Origin of the sequence: Nocardia takedensis NBRC 100417, assembly GCF_000308695.1 — a bacterium.
Classification (GTDB): Bacteria; Actinomycetota; Actinomycetes; order Mycobacteriales; family Mycobacteriaceae; genus Nocardia; species Nocardia takedensis.
In genome coordinates, this window is the sequence record NZ_BAGG01000034.1 from 1 (window position 1) to 19657 (window position 19657).

The 19657-nt window shown below is 70.9% G+C and carries 21 protein-coding genes; 18 read left to right on the plus strand and 3 right to left on the minus strand.

Annotated features, from left to right (window positions below):
* Positions 1-523 precede the first annotated feature (523 nt).
* From hemW to era, 11 genes are all read left to right on the plus strand, one after another.
* Complete coding sequence (hemW, locus tag ON30_RS07890; protein WP_040705373.1) at positions 524-1732, plus strand: radical SAM family heme chaperone HemW; 1209 nt, start codon at positions 524-526, stop codon at positions 1730-1732.
* An 87-nt stretch (positions 1733-1819) separates the two neighbouring features.
* Positions 1820-2029, plus strand: a complete 210-nt coding sequence (locus ON30_RS07895; RefSeq protein ID WP_040705375.1) for a hypothetical protein — start codon at positions 1820-1822, stop codon at positions 2027-2029.
* A gap of 183 nt (positions 2030-2212) precedes the next feature.
* Positions 2213-3031, plus strand: a complete 819-nt coding sequence (locus ON30_RS07900) for an alpha/beta fold hydrolase (RefSeq protein WP_051029067.1) — start codon at positions 2213-2215, stop codon at positions 3029-3031.
* Between the two features lie 217 nt (positions 3032-3248).
* Positions 3249-4280, plus strand: coding sequence for a heat-inducible transcriptional repressor HrcA (gene hrcA / locus ON30_RS07905; protein WP_040705377.1), 1032 nt, complete (start codon positions 3249-3251; stop codon positions 4278-4280).
* Between the two features lie 181 nt (positions 4281-4461).
* Complete coding sequence (gene dnaJ, locus ON30_RS07910) at positions 4462-5616, plus strand: molecular chaperone DnaJ (RefSeq protein WP_040705378.1); 1155 nt, start codon at positions 4462-4464, stop codon at positions 5614-5616.
* A gap of 4 nt (positions 5617-5620) precedes the next feature.
* Complete coding sequence (locus ON30_RS07915; protein WP_040705380.1) at positions 5621-6361, plus strand: 16S rRNA (uracil(1498)-N(3))-methyltransferase; 741 nt, start codon at positions 5621-5623, stop codon at positions 6359-6361.
* A gap of 144 nt (positions 6362-6505) precedes the next feature.
* Positions 6506-7597 (plus strand): PhoH family protein, encoded by a 1092-nt coding sequence (locus tag ON30_RS07920; protein ID WP_051029077.1) that lies wholly within the window; start codon positions 6506-6508, stop codon positions 7595-7597.
* Between the two features lie 71 nt (positions 7598-7668).
* The gene (gene ybeY, locus ON30_RS07925) at positions 7669-8223 is read left to right on the plus strand and encodes an rRNA maturation RNase YbeY (protein WP_040705384.1); all 555 of its coding nucleotides are present in this window, start codon (positions 7669-7671) and stop codon (positions 8221-8223) included.
* Positions 8220-9602, plus strand: coding sequence for a hemolysin family protein (locus ON30_RS07930; protein WP_040705386.1), 1383 nt, complete (start codon positions 8220-8222; stop codon positions 9600-9602). Before ybeY ends, ON30_RS07930 begins: the two co-directional genes overlap by 4 nt.
* The gene (locus ON30_RS07935) at positions 9595-9951 is read left to right on the plus strand and encodes a cytidine deaminase-like protein (RefSeq protein ID WP_040705388.1); all 357 of its coding nucleotides are present in this window, start codon (positions 9595-9597) and stop codon (positions 9949-9951) included. Before ON30_RS07930 ends, ON30_RS07935 begins: the two co-directional genes overlap by 8 nt.
* A complete protein-coding gene (gene era, locus ON30_RS07940) occupies positions 9944-10870 on the plus strand; it encodes a GTPase Era (RefSeq protein WP_040705390.1) in 927 nt (308 codons plus the stop codon). Before ON30_RS07935 ends, era begins: the two co-directional genes overlap by 8 nt.
* 18 nt (positions 10871-10888) lie before the next feature.
* Here the strand turns inward: era and ON30_RS07945 are convergent, their stop codons facing one another.
* Positions 10889-12343, minus strand: coding sequence for an amidase (locus ON30_RS07945; RefSeq protein ID WP_083911223.1), 1455 nt, complete (start codon positions 12341-12343; stop codon positions 10889-10891).
* A 173-nt stretch (positions 12344-12516) separates the two neighbouring features.
* Here ON30_RS07945 and ON30_RS07950 point away from each other — a divergent pair, with 173 nt between their 5' ends.
* Positions 12517-13383: an alpha/beta fold hydrolase gene (locus tag ON30_RS07950; protein ID WP_040705392.1), complete on the plus strand. Its 867-nt coding sequence runs from the start codon at positions 12517-12519 to the stop codon at positions 13381-13383.
* Positions 13370-13969: a TetR/AcrR family transcriptional regulator gene (locus ON30_RS07955; protein WP_040705393.1), complete on the plus strand. Its 600-nt coding sequence runs from the start codon at positions 13370-13372 to the stop codon at positions 13967-13969. The genes ON30_RS07950 and ON30_RS07955 overlap by 14 nt, the downstream gene beginning before the upstream one ends.
* A gap of 80 nt (positions 13970-14049) precedes the next feature.
* On the opposite strand, the gene ON30_RS07960 is transcribed toward ON30_RS07955, so the two are convergent.
* Positions 14050-15012, minus strand: coding sequence for an NAD(P)/FAD-dependent oxidoreductase (locus ON30_RS07960; RefSeq protein WP_051029078.1), 963 nt, complete (start codon positions 15010-15012; stop codon positions 14050-14052).
* Positions 15013-15096: 84 nt separating this feature from the next.
* Here ON30_RS07960 and ON30_RS07965 point away from each other — a divergent pair, with 84 nt between their 5' ends.
* The 4 genes from ON30_RS07965 (at position 15097) to ON30_RS07980 (ending at position 17906) form a co-directional block, all read left to right on the plus strand.
* Positions 15097-15687: a helix-turn-helix domain-containing protein gene (locus tag ON30_RS07965; protein ID WP_040705395.1), complete on the plus strand. Its 591-nt coding sequence runs from the start codon at positions 15097-15099 to the stop codon at positions 15685-15687.
* A 170-nt stretch (positions 15688-15857) separates the two neighbouring features.
* Positions 15858-16616, plus strand: a complete 759-nt coding sequence (recO, locus tag ON30_RS07970) for a DNA repair protein RecO (protein WP_040705397.1) — start codon at positions 15858-15860, stop codon at positions 16614-16616.
* A gap of 37 nt (positions 16617-16653) precedes the next feature.
* On the plus strand, positions 16654-17475 hold the full coding sequence (locus ON30_RS07975) for an isoprenyl transferase (RefSeq protein ID WP_085999292.1): 822 nt from the start codon (positions 16654-16656) through the stop codon (positions 17473-17475).
* 14 nt (positions 17476-17489) lie between these two features.
* A complete protein-coding gene (locus ON30_RS07980; RefSeq protein ID WP_040705399.1) occupies positions 17490-17906 on the plus strand; it encodes a YbjN domain-containing protein in 417 nt (138 codons plus the stop codon).
* A gap of 2 nt (positions 17907-17908) precedes the next feature.
* Here the strand turns inward: ON30_RS07980 and ON30_RS07985 are convergent, their stop codons facing one another.
* Positions 17909-18523 (minus strand): TetR/AcrR family transcriptional regulator, encoded by a 615-nt coding sequence (locus ON30_RS07985; protein WP_040705401.1) that lies wholly within the window; start codon positions 18521-18523, stop codon positions 17909-17911.
* 106 nt (positions 18524-18629) lie between these two features.
* Here ON30_RS07985 and ON30_RS07990 point away from each other — a divergent pair, with 106 nt between their 5' ends.
* Positions 18630-19610 (plus strand): ABC transporter permease, encoded by a 981-nt coding sequence (locus ON30_RS07990; protein WP_040705403.1) that lies wholly within the window; start codon positions 18630-18632, stop codon positions 19608-19610.
* Positions 19611-19657 lie beyond the last annotated feature (47 nt).

Here is a 19657-nt window from a genome sequence, read left to right on the forward strand (position 1 = left end):
CGGCGTCGGTGGTCGACGTCATGTGGTCGCTCCTGCTGGGTGGTTTCGTCATCCTGGCTGTCGACGCGAGGGGCTGAACTCGCGCCCGCGGTGGTCAGCGGACCGATGCGATATCGGGAAGGATTCCGGGGCGGAATCCCGGAACGCGCGCCGCTGGACTACCGGTGGGAACCGGACAGACAACAGGCACTGCAGACGCGCTTGAAGTCGACGTGGCGACGCGCCACAAGTCGTACTCCGGATCCGCGCATGGGGCCTATTGTGCCATGTACGATCGTCGGTTCCGACCGCCCTGCCAGTATTTCCCGCGAAGGCGGGGGAAATGCCCTGGACGATGGTCCGATTTGTGACGGCAGTCATAGTCCTGCCGGCCGCGACCGACCGCAGGGCATCCGGATCGTCCGAATCCGGTCGCACGGACACGCGACCTGCCGACTTCCCGCCGCGCCGTGCCCGCCGCCCCTCGGCCTCGCGCCGACCGGCCCACGGATCCGCGAGCCGGTCGGCCCGGCACACTGGTGAGGTGACTTCCCCCGCCGCGACCTCCGTCCCCGCCGCCACCGACCGACCGGTGCTGCGGGATTTCGGCGGCGGCCCGTTCGGCGTCTACGTGCACGTCCCCTTCTGCGCGACGCGCTGCGGATACTGCGACTTCAACACCTACACCGCCGGCGAACTCGGCACCTCCGCCTCGCCCGCCTCCTGGCTGGAGGGACTGAAAGGCGAACTGCGCGCCGCCGCCGTCCGCTTCGCCGAACTCCCGAGCCCGACGCCGCCGGTCTCGACGGTCTTCGTCGGCGGCGGCACGCCCTCGCTGCTCGGCGGCGACGGCCTGGCCGAGGTGCTGGACGCGATCCGCGCACACTTCACCCTCGCCGCCGACGCCGAGGTGACCACCGAATCCAATCCCGAATCCACCGACCCGGCCTTCTTCGCGCGCCTGCGCGCCGCCGGCTACACCCGGGTCTCGCTCGGCATGCAGTCCGCGGCCGAACACGTGTTGAAGGTGCTCGACCGCACCCACACCCCCGGGCGCGCGGTCGCCGCCGCCCGGGAAGCCCGCGCGGCGGGCTTCGAGCACGTCAACCTCGACCTGATCTACGGCACCCCCGGCGAACGTGACGCCGACCTCGACGCGGGCATCGACGCCGTGCTCGCGGCGGGGGTCGACCACGTCTCGGCGTACTCGCTGATCGTCGAGGACGGCACCGCGCTGGCCCGCCGGGTCCGCCGCGGCGAACTGCCCGCCCCCGACGAGGACGTCCTCGCCGCCCGTTACGAACGCCTCGACGCGCGTTTGCGCGCCGCCGGATTCGACTGGTACGAGGTGTCGAACTGGGCGACCGGTCCGGCCGCGCGGTGCCGACACAACCTCGGCTACTGGGACGGCGGCGACTGGCTCGGCGCCGGACCGGGCGCGCACAGCCACGTCGGCGGCGTGCGGTGGTGGAACGTCAGACATCCGGCGCGCTACGTCGACCGGGTGGCCGCCGACGGTCTGCCCGCCGCGGGGTGGGAGGCGCTGACCGACGCCGAGCGCTACACCGAGCGCGTCATGCTGGCCCTGCGCCTGCGCGAGGGACTTCCGTTGCGCGACCTGGACGCCGACGGCCGCGCCGCCGTGCCGGGGATCGTGGCGCGCGGCAACGCCGAGATCGCGGGCGAGCGCCTGGTCCTCACCGATCGCGGCAGGCTGCTCGCCGACGGGGTGGTCCGCGACCTGCTGGTGTGAGACGGCGCGGCCGATTGGCCGTAGTCGTCCCTATCGCGGGTCGGGGTGGGCCGTATAGGCTCCGAGCAACCCCAAGGAGTTCATGCCATGCCTGCGGCACGCAATATCACCCTCGTCCACGAGCCCAACGAATTCGCCGAGGCACGCGCCGCGGAGAAGGCCGAGAACGCGCGCCAGAGCGCGATCGCGGCCCGAACCGTCGCGGGTCACGCCGAGAACGCCGCCGACTGCCAGGCGTTGCTCGCGATGCTCGGTCTCGACGCGCTCGCGGGCAAGCAGGCCGGCTTCCCGGACTGACCGCTCGCCGCGTCACGACACGGCCGGCGCGCCCGGATCTCCTGGGCGGCGGTCGGTCGCTCTACCCCTAGGCTCGACCCCGCCCCGCGGCGGTCGCTCCGAGGATTCCGCGCGTCCCGCGGGCGCCGCACCATGATGTCCCGGCAGTTCCGTATCCATCGATGACCATCGAGGAGATCCGCAATGTCGACCGGTAGCACACGATTCGGCGCCGCCCTGCGCGCCGCGCTCGCGGCCCTGACCCTCACGCTGGGCGCCGCGGTCCTGGCCGCGCCCGCGCACGCCCAGGCCGAACCCACCATCGTGCTCGTGCACGGCGCGTTCGCCGACACCACCAGTTGGGACGGCGTCGCGGCGCGACTGCGCGCCGACGGGCACACCGTGGTGGTGGCCGAGAACCCGCTGCGCGGCCCCGCCCACGACGCCGCCGCCGTGCAGCGCGTGCTCGACACCATCGACGGCCCGATCGTTCTGGTCGGGCACTCCTACGGTGGATTCGTCATCAGCCAGATCCACGACCCGGACGTCGAATCCCAGGTCTACGTGGCCGCTTTCGCGCCGCAGGCGGGCGAATTCGCGCAACTGCTGCTCAATCCGTTCCAGTACCCGGGCAGCAGGCTGCTGCCGCCGGTGCTGCAACTGGAACTGGTCGACGACCCCACCGGCATCGCGGGCAAGAATGTCGACGGCTACGTCGCGCCGACCAGCTTCCACGAGGTCTTCGCCCAGGACGTGGACGACGCCACCGCGGCGACGATGATCGCCCACCAACACTCGATCGCGTTGGCCGCCAACCTCGAACCGTCGGTCGCCCCGTCCTGGGCCGAGGTGCCGACCTGGTACCTGGTCTCGGCGAACGACCGGGTGATCCCGCCCGCCGCGCAGCGCTTCATGGCCCAGCGGATGGGCGCCAGGAGCGCCGAACTCGACGCCTCGCACGCCTCGCTGGTCTCGCGCCCGGGGGAGGTGGCGGCCGTGGTCGAGGCCGCCGCCGCGAACTGAACCGCGCCACGGGACCGGGTCGCGCGTCCGGCGCGGCCCGGTCCCGGCGTGGGCGAGCACCGCGCTACCGGCGCGATCGGGTGTACGGGCACTTAGACTGGATACTCGGACGGAACCGGGAGATCGGCGTTGCGGCGGTCGCCCGGGGGGCGTCGGCCTGTCACACGGGCGCAGCGGTGGCGTGGGCGGCGCTCCGATGAGCGAGGAGGTAGGCCCGATGTCGAGCACCGAGGACCGGCGCTTCGAGGTCCTACGCGCCATTGTCGCGGACTACGTCGCCACCAAGGAGCCGATCGGCTCCAAGACCCTGGTCGAACGGCACAACTTGGGGGTGTCCAGCGCCACCGTGCGCAATGACATGGCCGTGCTGGAGGCCGAGGGCTACATCACCCAACCGCACACCAGTTCCGGCCGTATCCCCACCGACAAGGGCTACCGGCAGTTCGTCGACCGGATCTCCGAGGTCAAACCGCTCTCGGGCGCCGAACGCCGGGCGATCATGGAATTCCTGGAATCCGGCGTCGACCTGGACGACGTGCTGCGCCGCGGCGTGCGGTTGCTGGCCCAATTGACCAGGCAGGTCGCCGTGGTGCAGTACCCGACGGTGTCCGCCTCCACGGTCCGCCACATCGAGGTCGTGGCGCTGAATCCGGCCCGGTTGCTGCTGGTCGTGATCACCGACACCGGGCGCGTCGATCAGCGTCTGGTGGAACTGGGCGCGTTGGTCGACGACGAGGATTTGGCCGCCCTGCGCGGCATGCTCGGCGGCGCGATGGACGGCAAACGGCTCGCCTCGGCCTCGGCCGCGGTCGCCGAACTCCCCGAACACGCCCCGCCGAAGCTGCGCGACGTGCTGATCCGGGTCTCGACCGTGCTGGTGGAGACCTTGGTCGAACATCCCGAGGAGCGTCTGGTCCTGGGCGGCACCGCCAACCTGACCCGCAATGCCGCCGATTTCGGCCTGCCGGGGTCGCTGCGCCAGGTCCTCGAGGCGCTCGAGGAGCAGGTGGTGGTGCTCAAACTGCTGGCCGCCGCCCAGCAACCGGGCACGGTGACGGTGCGCATCGGCGAGGAGACCCAGGTCGAACAGATGCGCGGCACCTCGGTGGTGTCCACCGGCTACGGTGCCTCCGGGGCGATTCTGGGCGGGATGGGCGTGCTCGGACCCACCAGGATGGACTATCCGGGCACCATCGCCTCGGTGGCGGCGGTGGCTCGCTACATCGGTGAGGTACTGGCAGAACGGTGAGGTTCGGTGGCGCTGCTACCCTCGAACCTCCGGCCGGATAAAGTTGAGTGTATCCGACTAATGCTCGACCGCTCGTGGAATCGTGCGGGGGCGTATGCGGTCGGAGCGCTGTGGACAAGGAAGAGCCCGCGTCCGGCCTGCCGGTCGGGCGATGGAGAGCGACCAAGGACTAGAGACTCACGTGGCACGGGACTACTACGCACTGCTCGGCGTCGCCAAGAACGCGACCGACCAGGAGATCAAGCGCGCCTATCGCAAACTGGCGCGCGAACTGCATCCCGACGTCAACCCCGACGAGGCGGCGCAGGCCAAGTTCCGAGAGGTCTCGGCCGCCTACGAGGTGCTGTCGGACGCGGACAAGCGCCGCATCGTCGACATGGGCGGCGACCCGCTGGAATCCGGCGGTGGCGGCGGTGGCGGCTTCTCCGGCCAGGGCTTCGGCGGCCTCGGCGACGTCTTCGAGGCGTTCTTCGGCGGGATGAACGGCGGCGGCGGTCAGCGCAAACCGCGCGGTCGCGTGCAACCGGGCGCCGATTCGCTGCTGCGCACCAGGCTGAGCCTGGCCGAGTGCGCGGTGGGCGTCACCAAGCACCTCACCGTGGACACCGCGATCCTGTGCGACACCTGCCACGGCGCGGGCACCAACGGCAACTCCAAGCCGGTGCGCTGCGAAACCTGTTCCGGCGCGGGCGAAGTGCAGTCGGTGCAGCGTTCGTTCCTGGGGCAGGTGCTCACCTCGCGTCCCTGCCCGACCTGCCGCGGCGCGGGCGAGACCATCCCCGATCCCTGCCACAAGTGCGGCGGCGACGGCCGGGTGCGCGCCCGCCGCGAGATCGCCGCGCCCATCCCGGCGGGCGTGGCCAGCGGTATGCGGGTGCGTCTGGCCGCGCAGGGCGAGGTCGGCCCCGGCGGCGGCCACGCGGGCGACCTGTACGTCGAGATCGTGGAGCAACCGCACGACGTGTTCGTGCGCGACGGCGACGATCTGCACTGCACGATCCGGGTGCCGATGGTGGACGCCGCGCTGGGCACCACCGTGGTCATCGACACCATCCTGGACGGGCCGACCGAGCTGAACATCGCGCCGGGCACCCAGCCCAACGAGGTGTCGGTGCTGCGCGGGCACGGCATGCCCAAACTGCGGTCGGGCACTCGCGGCGATCTGCTCGCGCACCTGGACATCGTGGTGCCGAACAAACTCGACGGCAAGCAGAGCGATCTGCTGCGCAAGTACAAGGGGTTGCGCGAGCGCGACCGCGCGGAGGTCATGACGGCGCAGTCCGAGCACAACAGCGGACTGTTCGCGCGGCTGCGCGCCTCCTTCAGCGGACGCTGATCCGTTGGCCGCCACCGTCTTCTATCTCGACGAGATCCCGGAACCGGGGGCGGTCGCGGTCCTCGACGGCCCGGAGGGCAGGCACGCGGCCACGGTGCGGCGCATCCGGGTCGGCGAACCGATCACGCTCTCGGACGGTCGCGGCCTGCTCGCCGCGTCGGAAGTGGTCGCGGCCCAACGGGATCGGTTGGAGTTGCGGATCGTGGACCGCGCGGTCGCGCCGCCGGTCGCCCCGCCGGTGACGGTGGTGCAGGCCCTGCCGAAATCCGACCGCTCGGAATTGGCGGTGGAACTGATGACCGAGGCGGGCGCCGACGTCATCGTGCCGTGGCAGGCCGCGCGCTGCGTGGCCAACTGGGAGGGCAAGGCCGCCAAGGCCGTCGACAAGTGGCGGGCCGCGGCCCGTTCGGCCGCGCGGCAGTCGCGCCGTCCCTACATCCCCGAGGTCGCCGACCTGCACCGCACCGCCGACGTGGTCGAGCGGGTGCGCGCGGCGGTCGCGGCGGGCGCGGTGGTGGCCGCCCTGCACGAATCCGGCCTCGACCGGTTCACCGCGCTGCCGTTGGCCTCGGCCGCGGCGGTGGTGCTCGTCGTCGGGCCCGAGGGCGGTCTGGACGAGGCCGAACTGGCCGCGTTGACGGCGGCGGGCGCGCGTCCCGTCCTGCTCGGGCCGACGGTGCTGCGCACCTCCACGGCGGCGGCGGTGGCTCTCGGCGCACTGGGCGCGCTCACCGCTCGCTGGTAGCGAAATACCGCCCGACGGGCGCGGAAGGGGCGTTCCGCCGCCGATTATTCACTGTGCCCTGTCGGTGGGGCGCGTTAAACTTTGGTCAACGACTCCTCGAGACCGGAAAGCAGGCTATAGCCACTTTTGAGAACACAAGGCGAGATCGGCGACCCGACCAACCCCGCAGCAGGCACAGAGGCCGGCGACCACGGTTCGGGCCCCGCAGCGCGCACCGTGCGTTCGAGCATCGAGCTCGCTCCCGAATCCGTGTTCCCGTTCCTCGGTTCGGCCGACCAGAATCTGCGTGAACTCGAGCAGTTGCTCGCCGCCGACATCCACGTCCGCGGCAATTCGGTCACCCTCACCGGCAAGGCGGCCGACGTCGCCCTGGCCGAGCGGGTCATCGAGCAGCTCGTCGCGCTGACCGGTCGGAATCGAGTGGTGACCCCGGAGGCGGTGCGCCACACGGTGTCCATGCTGACCGACGGCTCCACGGAGTCGCCCGCGGAGGTCCTGAGCCTGGACATCCTGTCCCGGCGCGGTAAGACCATCCGGCCCAAGACCCTGAACCAGAAACGCTACGTCGACGCGATCGACGCCAACACCATCGTGTTCGGCATCGGTCCGGCCGGTACCGGCAAGACCTATCTGGGTATGGCCAAGGCTGTGCAGGCGCTGCAATCCAAGCAGGTCAACCGGATCATCCTGACCCGTCCCGCGGTGGAGGCGGGCGAGCGGCTCGGCTTCCTGCCGGGCACGCTCAACGAGAAGATCGATCCGTATCTGCGCCCGCTCTACGACGCGCTGCACGACATGATGGATCCCGAGGCCATTCCCAAGCTCATGGCCGCGGGCGTCATCGAGGTAGCGCCGCTGGCCTACATGCGCGGCCGTACGCTCAACGATTCGTTCATCATCCTGGACGAGGCGCAGAACACCACGGCCGAGCAGATGAAGATGTTCCTCACCCGCTTGGGCTTCGGCTCGAAGATCGTGGTGACGGGTGACGTCACGCAGGTCGACCTGCCCTCCGGGGCGCGGTCTGGCCTCCGGGCGGCCACCGAGATCCTCACCGAGATCGAGGACATCCACTTCGCCTACCTGACCAGCAGCGACGTGGTCCGGCACCGCTTGGTCTCGGATATCGTCGACGCCTACGACAAGTTCGAGGCCGACACCCGGCCCGCCGTCGGTCAGCACTACCCGGGCAACCGGGCGCAGCGACGGGCGGCCGATCGTGGCGGTCGGCGCTGAGGCAGGCCGCCGGAGCCCGCTCGGCGTGAGCCGATAGCGGCTCCGGCGGCCGCACCGAATACCCTGTTCAGGTGAGCATCGAGATCGCCAACGAGTCGGGGATCGACGTACCCGAAGAAGACCTGGTCAGTGTCGCGCGCTTCGTGATCGCCCGCATGGACGTGCACCCGGCGGCGGAACTGTCGATGGTGCTGGTCGATCTCGACACCATGGCCGACCTGCACATGCGCTGGATGGACCTGCCCGGTCCCACCGACGTCATGTCGTTCCCGATGGACGAACTCGAGCCGGGCGGTCGGCCGGACAGCCCCGAGCCCGGCCCCTCCATGCTCGGTGACATCGTGCTGTGCCCGGAGTTCGCCGCGGCCCAGGCCCGCAAGGCGGGGCACGGGCTCGAGCACGAACTCGCGCTGCTCACCGTGCACGGCGTCCTGCACCTGCTCGGCTACGACCACGCCGAGCCGGAGGAGGAGAAGGAGATGTTCGCCTTGCAGGCCCGGCTGCTCGAGGAGTGGTACGAGAGTCTGCGGCAGGCGCGGGTGCGGGCCGAGCTCGCCGAACGCGACGCCAGACTGCTGGGCAAGGCGGGGTTCACCGCGCCGGGTGACGCACTGGGCCCCGCGTGAGCGTTTCGCTGCTGATCCTGTTCGCCTGTCTGCTGGTGCCCGTCGGCGGTCTGTTCGCGGGCATCGATTCCGCGCTGAACACCGTCTCGCCCGCGCGGGTGGACGATATGGTGCGCGCCGAGCGGGCGGGCGCGTCGCGGCTGCGCCGCATCATCGACGACCGCGCGCGCTACGTGAATCTCATGGTGCTGCTGCGCATCCTGTGCGAGATCAGTTCCACCGTGCTGCTCGCGGCGGCCCTGCTCGACATCTGGGAGCGCGAGCAGTTGGCGCTGCTGATCACCGCGACGGTCATGGTCCTGGTCGACTACGTGGTGATCGGTGTCGGCCCCCGTACCCTGGGCCGCCAGCACGCCTATTCCATCGCGCTCGTCGCGGCGCTGCCGTTGCAGTTCATCGGTTTGGTGCTCGGCCCGGTCAGCAGGTTGCTGATCCTGATCGGCAACGCGATCACCCCCGGCAAGGGGTTCCGCAACGGCCCGTTCGCCTCGGAGATCGAGTTGCGCGAAGTGGTCGAGATGGCGGGGGAGCGCGGGGTGGTGGCCGACGACGAGCGGCGCATGATCCAGTCGGTCTTCGAACTCGGCGACACGGCGGCGCGCGCGGTGATGGTGCCGCGCACCGAGATGGTGTGGATCGAGGCGGACAAGACCGCGGCCCAGGCGACGTCGCTGGCGGTGCGCAGCGGTCATTCGCGCATCCCGGTGGTCGGTGAGAACGTCGACGACATCCTCGGCGTGGTCTACCTCAAAGACCTTGTGCCGTACGCGGATCGCAGCCGCAAGGTCAAGGTGCGCGAGGTCATGCGCGCCGCGGTGTTCCTGCCCGACTCCAAACCCCTGGACGAACTGCTCGACGAGATGCAGCGCCGTCGCAACCACATGGCGCTGCTGGTGGACGAGTACGGCGGCATCGCGGGCCTGGTGACGATCGAGGACGTGCTCGAGGAGATCGTCGGCGAGATCAACGACGAATACGACCACGACGAGACGCCGCCGGTGGAGGATCTGGGCAACGGCCGCTACCGGGTGTCCACCAGATTGTCGGTGGAGGATCTGGGCGAGTTGTACGGCCTCGAGATCGAGGACGAGGACGTCGACACCGTCGGCGGTCTGCTCGCGCACGAACTCGGGCGCGTGCCGCTGCCCGGGTCGAAGGTCACCGCGCACGGTCTGGTGCTGCGCGGCGAAGGCGGTCCCGACGCGCGCGGGCGGATGCGGGTCAACACGGTCGTGGTGCGTCGCGAGTCGGTCAAGGCGCGTCCGGCCGAGGTCGGCGCGGAGCGGGCCGCGGGCGAGAAGAACGGCAAACGCAAGACCAACGGATCGGAACCGGGCACCCCGGACGATCGTCACGAGGACGGAGACACCGATGGCTGAACTGGATTCCGAGGACAACAAACTGGTCGTGCTGGCTCGTGGCGCGCTCGGCCGCACCGGCGGCGGCAGCGGCGCGGCGGTGCGCGACACCGACGGACGCACCTACGCCGCGGGGGAGGTCGCCCTGGAAGCGCTGCGCCTGACGGCGTTGCAGTCCGCGGTCGCGGCGGCGCTGTCCAGCGGGGCCGAGGGTTTCGAGGCCGCGGTCGTGGTGGGCGGCAAATTCTCCGACAAGGGCGTGACGGCGGTGCGGGAGGTCTCGCCCGCGGCCCGCATCGTGTTCACCGATCGTGACGGCGCGGTCTTCGACATCATCGATGACGCCGCCGCCGAGGTGCAGGGTGGCTGACGGTCGCCTCGCGGGTGACACCGCCGAATTCCGTTCGGGTTTCGTCTGTTTCGTCGGACGGCCGAACACCGGCAAGTCCACGCTGACCAACGCGCTGGTCGGCGCGAAGATCGCGATCACCTCCTCGCGGCCGCAGACCACCCGGCACACCATCCGCGGCATCGTGCACCGCGAGCACTCCCAGTTGATCCTGGTCGACACCCCCGGCCTGCACCGTCCGCGCACGCTGCTGGGGCAGCGGCTCAACGATCTGGTCCGCGACACCTACTCCGAGGTGGACGTGATCGCGCTGTGCATCCCGGCCGACGAGAAGATCGGGCCGGGCGACCGCTGGATCGTGCAGCAGATCCGGCAGATGGCCCCGAAGACCACGCTGCTGGGCGTGGTCACCAAGATCGACAAGGTCGGGCGCGACCAGGTCGCCGCGCAGTTGATGGCGGTCTCGCAGTTGCTGGGGCCCGATTCCGAGGTGGTGCCGGTCTCGGCGGTGCGCGGCGAACAGGTCGAGGTCCTGGTCGAGGTGATCGCCTCGAAGATGCCCGAAGGTCCCGCCTTCTATCCCGACGGCGAGTTGACCGACGAGCCCGAGGAAACCCTGATGGCGGAGTTGATCCGCGAGGCCGCGCTGGAGGGCGTGCGCGACGAACTGCCGCATTCGCTGGCCGTGGTCATCGAGGAGGTGCTGCCCCGCGAGGAGAACGAGGATCTGCTCGACGTGCACGCCCTGCTCTACGTCGAGCGCCCGAGTCAGAAGGCCATCATCATCGGCAAGGCGGGCGCGCGCCTCAAGGAGGTCGGCACGGCCGCCCGTCAGCAGATCGAGCACATCCTCGGGGTGCGCATCTACCTGCACCTGCACGTCAAGGTCGCCAAGGACTGGCAGCGCGATCCGAAACAGCTGGGGCGCTTGGGTTTCTGAGCCTGCCGGGAAATCCGGTCACCACCATCGTTCGGGGCGCAGGCGCTCCCAGTGCAGTTCCTCCTCGACCTGCGCGGCCAGCGACACCAGCAGCGGTTCGGTGTCGGCCGTGCCCATGAGTTGCGCGCCGACCGGCAGGCCGGTGTGGGTGAAGCCCGCCGGAATGTTCACGCTCGGCCAACCCAGCACGTTCCACGGCCAGGTGTAGGGGCAGGCGGCGGTGATCAGACCGTTGGTCGCGCCGACGCCGATGCCGTCGATCTGTTCCACGCGCGGCGGCGGGGTGGCGGTGGTGGGGGCCAGGACCACGTCGTAGTCGCGGAAGAAGCCGCCGATCCGCTTGCGCAGCAACGGTTCCGCGTGGCGCGCGGCGGCCAGCGCCGGACCGCCGAGCAGACGTCCGATGCGCACGTTGGCGGTGGTCCTCGGGTCGACCACCGCGCCCGGCATCCGGGTCGCGACCTGCCGGATGCCCGCCATCGAGCGGGGCAGGAAGGACGCGCCCAGCAGCAGGCCGTAGTGCAGGTCGGCGATGGTGACGGTGTGACCGAGGCGGCGCAGCGTGGCCGCCATCCGCCGGACGGCGGCCTCGACCCGCGGGTCGAGTGCGGTCTTCGTCGCGGTGAACGGGATGCGCAGCGACAGGGCGATCCGCAGGCGGCCGGGATCGCGGCCGACGGCGTCGGAGACGGTGAGCGGGTCCGGGGTGTGCCGGTCGCCGAGGTGCGCGCCCGCGGCCGTGTCCAGCAGCAGGGCCGCGTCGGCGACGGTGCGCGCGAGCGGTCCGTTGACGGTGAGCCCGTGGAACAGTTCGGGGTGCGGCCAGGTGGAGATCCGGCCGCGCTGCGGTTTGATGCCGACGAGGTTGGTCCACGACGCGGGGATGCGCACCGATCCCGCGCCGTCGGAGCCGAGTGCGGCGGGGACGAGTCCGGCGGCGACCGCGGCCGCCGATCCGCCGGACGACCCACCGGGCGTGCGGTCCTCCGCCCACGGATTGCGGGTGTAGCCGAAGGCCGCGCCGCTGGTGAAAGGCAGTTGGCCGAGTTCACAGGTGTTGGTCTTGCCCACGATGACCGCGCCGGCGGCCCGCAGTCGGCGCACCGATTCGGCGTCGGCGGTCTGGGTGGGCAGGTCGCCGCCGCAGCCGAACGCGGTGGGTTCGCCCGCGATGTCGGTGTCGTCCTTGACCGCGATGGGCACGCCGAGCAGGGGGAGTCTTTCCCCCGCGGCGAGGCGGCGGTCCGCGGCGGCGGCTTCGGCGAGGGCCTTGTCCCGGCGGACGATCCGGAACGCGTTGAGCGTCGGCTGACTGGCCTCGATCCGGTCGAGGGCGGCGGTGACGAGGTCGACGGCGGTGTGCGTCCCGGCGGCCAGCGCGGCGGCGCTCGCGGCGAGTCCGAGGTCCGGCGCGGCATGCGGCGCCGCCGGATCGGGTACCGGGATGAGCCGCCCACGTTCGGCCGCGGTCATGTGAGCCACCTCTCGTTGTCGCGTGGGTGAACGGTAGCGCCGCTAATGGTCGTCCGTCCATAAGTCGATCCTCTACAAGGGTTATCGCGAGCGGGCCCCGAAGCGCACGGTCGACATAGACATACATACCGTATGTATGTAACAGTGGTCGCAGTCAACGAAAGGTGATTCCCATGGCCGTCAGCCCCGCCCTCGGTCCCGCCCGCACCGTCGACCTGACCGGCGCCCGCGTCGAATACCACGACCTCGGCGCGGGCCGGCCGGTCGTCTTCGTACACGGCCTGCTGGTCAACGCCGACCTGTGGCGCGAGGTCGCCCCGGAAATCGCCGGCGCCGGTCACCGCTGCCTGGTCCCGACCCTGCCGTTGGGCGCGCACACCATCCCCACCCCCGACGCCGACCTCACCCCGACCGGTCTGGCCGACCTGCTCGCCGAATTCCTCGAACGCCTCGACCTGCGCGATGTCACCCTCGTCGCCAACGACACCGGCGGCGCGCTCACCCAGATCCTGCTGACGCGCGCGCCGGAACGGATCGGCCGCGTGGTGCTGGCCGCCGTGGACAGCTACGAGACCTTCCCGCCGCAGCCGTTCGCGACCCTGGGCCGCCTGGCCCAACTGCCGGGCATGGCGCGCGTGATCACCGAAACCCTGCGGGTGCGGGCGCTGCACCGCCTGCCGCTGGTCTTCGGCCTCATCACGAAATATCCGGTGGCGCGCGAGGTCACCGACTCCTACCTGCTGCCCAGTCGCCGTTCGGCCGCGATCCGCGCCGACCTGCGCCGCTTCCTGGCGACGCTGGACAACGGCTACACCCTCGCGGCGGCCGAGCACTTCGATCGGGTGCGGGTGCCGGTGCACCTGGTGTGGGCGAGCGAGGACCGCCTGTTCCCCGTCGCCCACGCCGAACGGCTCGCCCGGGATCTGCCCGTGGTCGGCACCACTTTCGTCGCCGATTCCTACACGCTGATCCCCGAGGACCAGCCCGGTTTGCTCACCGCCGCGATCCTGGAGTTCACTCGGCTGCATGCCACGCCGTAGCCAGGAGGACCGCTCGCGCACCACCCGGTCCGCGCTCGAACAGGCGGGCCGCCGCCTGTTCGCGGACAAGGGTTTCACCGCCACCTCGGCGGAACTGCTGGTCGCCGAGGCCGGTGTCACCCGCGGCGCGCTGCACCACCACTACGGCGACAAACGCGGACTGTTCCTGGCCGTCCTCGAACAACTCGAGGTGGACAACACCGCCGAGATCAGGGCCGCGATGCGCGCCGTCGAGGGCGAGGACCTGATGGTCGGCATGGCCGTGGGCCTCAACGCCTTCCTGGAGATCTGCCAGCGCCCCGAGATGATCCGGATCGCCCTCTACGACGCGCCCGCAGTCCTCGGCTGGGAACAGTGGCGCGAGATCGAGATGCGCCACGGCCTCGGACTCATCGTCACCGAACTGGACAAGGCCAAGGACGCCGGGCTGATCCCCGACGTCCCCGTCCGCGTCCTCGGCCAACTCGTCCTCAGCGCGGTCGCCGAAGCCGGCTTGGTCGTCGCCCACGCCGAGGACCGCGACGCCGCCCGCGCGCAGGCGCAGCAGTCGCTGATGCTGCTGGTCTCCGGCCTGCTGCGCTCCTGAGCGCACGGCTTCCCGTGCACGCCTCCGGGCCTGCACCGTCGCCTATCGCGTCGAGGTCGGGCCGCGCTTGGAGTCGCGGCTCAGGTCGCCGGGACGGGGGTGGCCTGTTCGACCGCCTCCCGCGTCTCGGCCATGACCAGATCGGCGTTGATCATCGCGCCCGCCATCGCGCCCGCCGCCGCCGACGCCCCGACCTGCGCGCTGGGCTCGGTGACATTGCCCGCCGCCCAGATCCCGGCGACCTCGGTGCGTCCCGTCGGGTCGACCGGCAGGTGCACGCCCGCGCCCGACGGGTGTTCCACCGGAACCAGGCCGATCCCGGACAGGAATTCCGCGCGGGCCACCATCCGGGTCCCCACCACCACCGTCTCGCGGTCGACCACCGCGCCGTCGGTGAGTCGCACGCCGGTCAGCGTGCCGTCCGCGTCCACCAGTCCGGCGACCTCGCCGGCCACGATCCTGATGCCGCGCGCGGTCAACTGCTCGGCCTGTTCGGCGGTCGGCGGCACGGTGTGGGTGAAGTAGACGACGTCCGCGCTGAGCTGACGGAACATCAGCGCCTGGTGGGTCGACATCGGCCCGCTGCCGAGTACGCCGATGGCCGTGTCGCGGACCTCCCAGCCGTGGCAGTACGGACAGTGCACGACCGCGCGCCCCCAGTGCTCGCGCACGCCGGGGACCTCGGGCAGTTCGTCGACCAGTCCCGTGGTGACCAGCAGTCGGCGCGCGCCGACCGCGCGCCCGTCGCGCAGGGTGACGGTGAACCCCGCGCCGTCGCGGGCCACGTCGACCACCTCACCGTCGACCACTTGTCCGCCGTAGCGGCGCACCTCCGCCCGTCCCCGCGCGAGCAGTTCGGCCGGCGGCAAGCCGTCGTGCCCCAGCAGTCCGTGGATGCCCTCGGCGGGCGCGTTGCGCGGCTGTCCCGCGTCGATCACCGCCACCGAGCGGCGTGAACGCGCCAGCATGAGCGCCCCGTTGAGTCCCGCGGCCCCACCGCCGACGACCACCACGTCGTAACCCTGTTCCAGTTCCTCGGTCATCGTGACCACCTCCTTCGCCGACCACCTTGCGTCCGATCCCGCGAATATGGCAAGTGCATTTGCCGTTGTGGCAAACTGTACGGCATGGACACCGACCTCGACCACGCGCTCGACGCGGTCGGCCCACGGCTGCGCGCCCTGCGCCGACAACGCGAAACCACCCTGGCGGACCTGTCCGCCCGCACCGGCATCTCCGTCAGCACGCTGTCGCGACTGGAATCCGGCGCGCGCAAACCCACCCTGGAACTGCTGCTGCCGCTGGCCCGCGCGCACGGCGTCACCCTGGACGAACTCGTCGACGCCCCGCCCACCGGCGACCCGCGCATCCACCTGCGCCCGGTCGTACGCGGCGGCATGACCATGGTCCCGCTGACCAAGCGCGCGGGCGGCATCCAGGCGTTCAAGATCGTCATCGCGGCCGACAGCTCCCGCCGTCATCCCGACCCGAAGACCCACGAGGGCTACGAATGGCTCTACGTCCTGAGCGGACGGCTGCGGGTGATCCTCGGCGAACACGACCTGGTGCTGGCCCCGGGCGAAGCCGCCGAATTCGACACCCGACTCCCGCACTGGTTCGGCGCCGCCGACCCCGAACCCGTCGAATTCCTCAGCCTGTTCGGCAAACAGGGCGAACGCGCCCACCTGCGCGCCCGCCCCGAACGCGCGGACCGCTGAGCGCCGCCTGCGTCGCCTCGCTGATGCCCGGCTGCGGCCCCGCCCCGAGCGCGCCGACCGCTGACGCGCCGCGTCGTCCGGCCTGTGCGCACCGGCCGAGGCCGATCACCGGCGGGGGATCGCGCGCGCCGACCCGATCGGTGTCGGGCGCGCGTGGAAAGATGGGGCCCGTGCGTTTGTACCGGGACGAGGCCGTGGTGGTTCGCCAGCACAAGCTGGGTGAGGCCGACCGCATCGTCACGCTGCTCACCCGCCGGTACGGGCTCGTGCGCGCGGTCGCCAAAGGGGTCCGGCGCACCAAGTCGCGATTCGGGGCCCGACTCGAGCCTTTCGCCTACATCGACGTGCAGTTGCATCCGGGCCGCACCCTCGACGTGGTCACCCAGGTGCACACCGTGGAAGCCTTCGCCGCCGACATCATCGACGACTACGGCCGCTACACGACCGCGTGCGCGGTGCTCGAGACCGCCGAACGGTTGGCGGGCGAGGAGCGCGCCCCCGCGCCGAAACTGCACGCGCTGACCGCGAGCGCCCTGCGCGCCATCGCCGCCAAGCAGCGTCCGCACGAATTGATCCTGGACGCGTTCCTGTTGCGCGCCATGGGTTTCGCCGGTTGGGCGCCCGCCCTGGACGAGTGCGCGAAGTGCGCGACTCCCGGTTCGCATCGCGCCTTCCACGTCGCCGCGGGCGGCGCGGTGTGCGTGCACTGTCGTCCGCCGGGCGCGGCCACCCCGGCCTCCGGCGTCCTCGAACTGCTGACCGCGCTGCGGCGCGGGGAGTGGGAACACGTCGAGTCGGCGCCCGAATCGGTGCGCAAACAGGCGTCGGGTCTGGTGGCCGCGCATCTGCAATGGCATCTGGAACGGCAGTTGCGCACACTGCCGCTGATCGAGCGTTCGGCGTCGGTCCGCGCCCCCGCGGTGGGGTAGCGGGGACCTGCTCGACGGTCGCGGCGCATCAGGCAGGATGGAGCCCGTGATCCTGCGCCGCGACTCCACGACCACCAAGCCGAACCCCGGCACCGAACGTTCGGTGCGTCCGCCGTCGCCGCATCCCTCGGGCGCGCGCCCGCCGGAGATCCCCGCCGACCTGGTTCCCCGTCACGTCGCGCTGGTCATGGACGGCAACGGTCGCTGGGCCCAGGAGCGCGGTCTGCCGCGCACCGCGGGTCACGAACGCGGCGAGGCGGTGCTCATGGACACCGTCGAGGGCTGTATCGAGATCGGCGTGAAGTGGCTCTCGGCCTACGCCTTCTCCACCGAGAACTGGCGGCGCAGCCCCGACGAGGTGCGCTTCCTGATGGGCTTCAACCGCGACGTGATCCGCCGCCGTCGCGACGAGATGCACGAGATGGGCGTGCGGGTCCGCTGGGCGGGGCGGCGGCCGCGGTTGTGGCGCAGCGTCATCAAGGAACTCGAGATCGCCGAGGAGATGACCCGCGACAACACCGTCATGACGTTGACGATGTGCGTGAACTACGGCGGGCGCGCCGAGATCGCCGACGCCGCACGGGAGATCGCGCGCCGGGTGGCGGCGGGGGAGATCGATCCGGAGAAGGTGACCGAGGAGACCGTCGCCCGGTATCTGGACGAACCGGATATGCCCGATGTCGACCTGTTCCTGCGTCCCTCGGGGGAGTTCCGCAGTTCCAACTTCCTGATCTGGCAGTCGGCCTACGCCGAATTCGTCTACCAGGACACCCTGTTCCCGGATTTCGATCGGCGCAACCTGTGGGCCGCCTGTCTCCAGTACGCTTCGCGTGACCGCCGCTTCGGCGGCACGAAGTGAACGGCGGCACGGATATGGACGCAGCGGTCACCCCCGAGCAGGAGTTGCAGGCGCGGGCCGGCGCCTGCCTGTCGCTCTACGACGTGGACGTGCGCGTCGACGCCGACGGGTCGATCGGATTCGAGTACGAGGGCGCGCTGAGTTCGCTGCGCGCGGTGAATCTCGCGCCGGGTCTGGACGTGCTGACGCTGACCTGTGTGCTGGCCTGGGACCGCCCGTTGAAGCCGCAACTGCACAAGCGGGTCGCCGAGCGCAACAACGCGCTGCAATTCGGTTCGCTGACGGTGATCGGGCACGGCAAGCTCGCCGATGTCATCCTGCGCTACACCTTTCCCGCCGCCGGTCTGGACGATCAGGCGCTGGCGACGATGCTGCTGCTGGTGCTCTCCGGCGCGGGCCGGGCGCGCACGGGTCTGCTCGCGCCCGCCTGATCTCACGCGCTCGGGGCGACCTGCTCGCCGTAGGGGAACAGGGTGCGCACTCCGCGGGCGAAGGTCTCCGGCGCGATGTCGCCGATGATCAGGTGCTGGAGGATGAAGCCGGGCAGCAGGCCGATGAGGGTGGCTCCGACGGCTTCGGTGTCGGCGTCCTCGGGGAGCCATCCGGCGGCCAGCATGCGTTCGGCGTACTCGTACCATGCGGCCCGCAGCGAGCGGATCGCGTCGCGGATGTAGCCGGTGGCCTCCGGGTCGACCACGGCCAGTGACCATGCCTGCGGGGCGAGGCGGATGGGTCCTTCCGGCCCGCTGAGCGTCACGATGCGCTCGGTGAGCAGGGTGATCAGTTCGGCGGGGGTGGGCAGCGGGTCGGCGTGGATGGCCTCGATCATGGCCCCGCGCAGTCCGGTCATGGCCTGGGTGGCCAGCGCGGCGATGATGTCGTTCTTGCTCTTGAAGTACCGGTAGACGGCTCCGGCGGACAGGTCGGCCTCGGCGAACACGTCCTGCATGGACGTGTTGTGGAAACCCTTGCGCGCGAAGCACACCCGTGCCGCGTCCAGGATCTGCTGCTTGCGGCGTTCCAGGTGTTCCTCGCTGACTCTTGGCATGTGTCCAAAATAAAACGAATATTCGTTCTTGACAACTGTCGAGCCGAAGTGCGACCGTTGTCCCATCGAAAGAGAACGACCATTCGATTTAGGGGAGACACAGCTCATGAACTCCACGCAGCGGGCCCTGGCCGTCGGTCTCGGCGCGGCCCTGCTCCAGGCACTGATGTTGATCGCGTTCGCGTGGCCTGCGGCCAATATCGCGCCGCGCGATCTACCGCTGGCCGTGACGGGCCCGCAGGCGAGTCAGATCGAAGCGCAACTGAACGCCGCCCAACCCGGCGCCTACGAGATCACCACCGTCGCCGACGAAGCCGCGGCCCGCACCGCTCTCACCGAACGCGAGGTCTACGGCGCGGTCGTCACCGGCGGTGGCGCGCCCCGGATGCTGGTCGCCTCGGGCGCGAGTCCCGCGGTGGCCCAACAGCTCACGGGCGTGGCCCAGGCGATCACCCGCACACCCGGCGCCCAGGTCGAGGACGTGGTGGCCGCCGATTCCGACGATCCGCGCGGCGCCGCCTTCGGCGCGATGGTGCTGCCGCTGGTGATGTCGGGCATCGCGGCGGGCGTCCTGCTCACCTTCCTGGTCCCGCTGGTCGCCGCGCGGATCGTCGGTCTGCTGACCTTCGGCGTCGCGGGCGGATTCCTGTCGATGGCCATCATCCAGGGCTGGATGTCGGTGGTGCCCGGCTCCTACCTGCTGCTGGCGGGCGTGGCCGGATTGGTGTCGCTGGCGGTCGCGGGCTCGGTCGTCGGGATGACGGCGATAGCGGGTCCGCCCGGAATCGGCGTCGCCGCGCTGGCGATGCTGCTGATCGGCAATCCCTTCTCGGCCGCCACCTCGGCTCCCGAACTGCTCCCGCAGCCCTGGGGCGCGATCGGACAGTTCCTCCCGCCCGGCGCGGCGTCCTCGCTGATGCGTTCGGTGGCCTTCTTCGACGGCGCGCGTTCGGCCGGACCGGTGACGGTGCTGGCGATCTGGGTGGCGGGGGCCGTGGCCCTGCTGGCCGTCGGCGTGCTGCGCGAACGCCGCCCGGCCGAAGCGGCGGCCGCGCCCGCCGCGGCGGAACCGGTGCCCGCCACCTGAGTCGGAACGCCGAACGGGCGGGGCGTCGAGAATGACGCCCCGCCCGT

Coding starts and splice junctions, on each gene's coding strand:
- ON30_RS07895 (WP_040705375.1), top strand. CDS start 1,820: ATGCCTGCGGCACGCAATATCACCCTCGTCCACGAGCCCAACGAATTC.
- ON30_RS07900 (WP_051029067.1), top strand. CDS start 2,213: ATGTCGACCGGTAGCACACGATTCGGCGCCGCCCTGCGCGCCGCGCTC.
- hrcA (WP_040705377.1), top strand. CDS start 3,249: ATGTCGAGCACCGAGGACCGGCGCTTCGAGGTCCTACGCGCCATTGTC.
- ON30_RS07935 (WP_040705388.1), top strand. CDS start 9,595: ATGGCTGAACTGGATTCCGAGGACAACAAACTGGTCGTGCTGGCTCGT.
- ON30_RS07945 (WP_083911223.1), bottom strand. CDS start 12,343: ATGACCGCGGCCGAACGTGGGCGGCTCATCCCGGTACCCGATCCGGCG.
- ON30_RS07950 (WP_040705392.1), top strand. CDS start 12,517: ATGGCCGTCAGCCCCGCCCTCGGTCCCGCCCGCACCGTCGACCTGACC.
- ON30_RS07955 (WP_040705393.1), top strand. CDS start 13,370: ATGCCACGCCGTAGCCAGGAGGACCGCTCGCGCACCACCCGGTCCGCG.
- ON30_RS07960 (WP_051029078.1), bottom strand. CDS start 15,012: ATGACCGAGGAACTGGAACAGGGTTACGACGTGGTGGTCGTCGGCGGT.
- ON30_RS07965 (WP_040705395.1), top strand. CDS start 15,097: ATGGACACCGACCTCGACCACGCGCTCGACGCGGTCGGCCCACGGCTG.
- ON30_RS07975 (WP_085999292.1), top strand. CDS start 16,654: ATGGAGCCCGTGATCCTGCGCCGCGACTCCACGACCACCAAGCCGAAC.
- ON30_RS07980 (WP_040705399.1), top strand. CDS start 17,490: ATGGACGCAGCGGTCACCCCCGAGCAGGAGTTGCAGGCGCGGGCCGGC.
- ON30_RS07985 (WP_040705401.1), bottom strand. CDS start 18,523: ATGCCAAGAGTCAGCGAGGAACACCTGGAACGCCGCAAGCAGCAGATC.
- ON30_RS07990 (WP_040705403.1), top strand. CDS start 18,630: ATGAACTCCACGCAGCGGGCCCTGGCCGTCGGTCTCGGCGCGGCCCTG.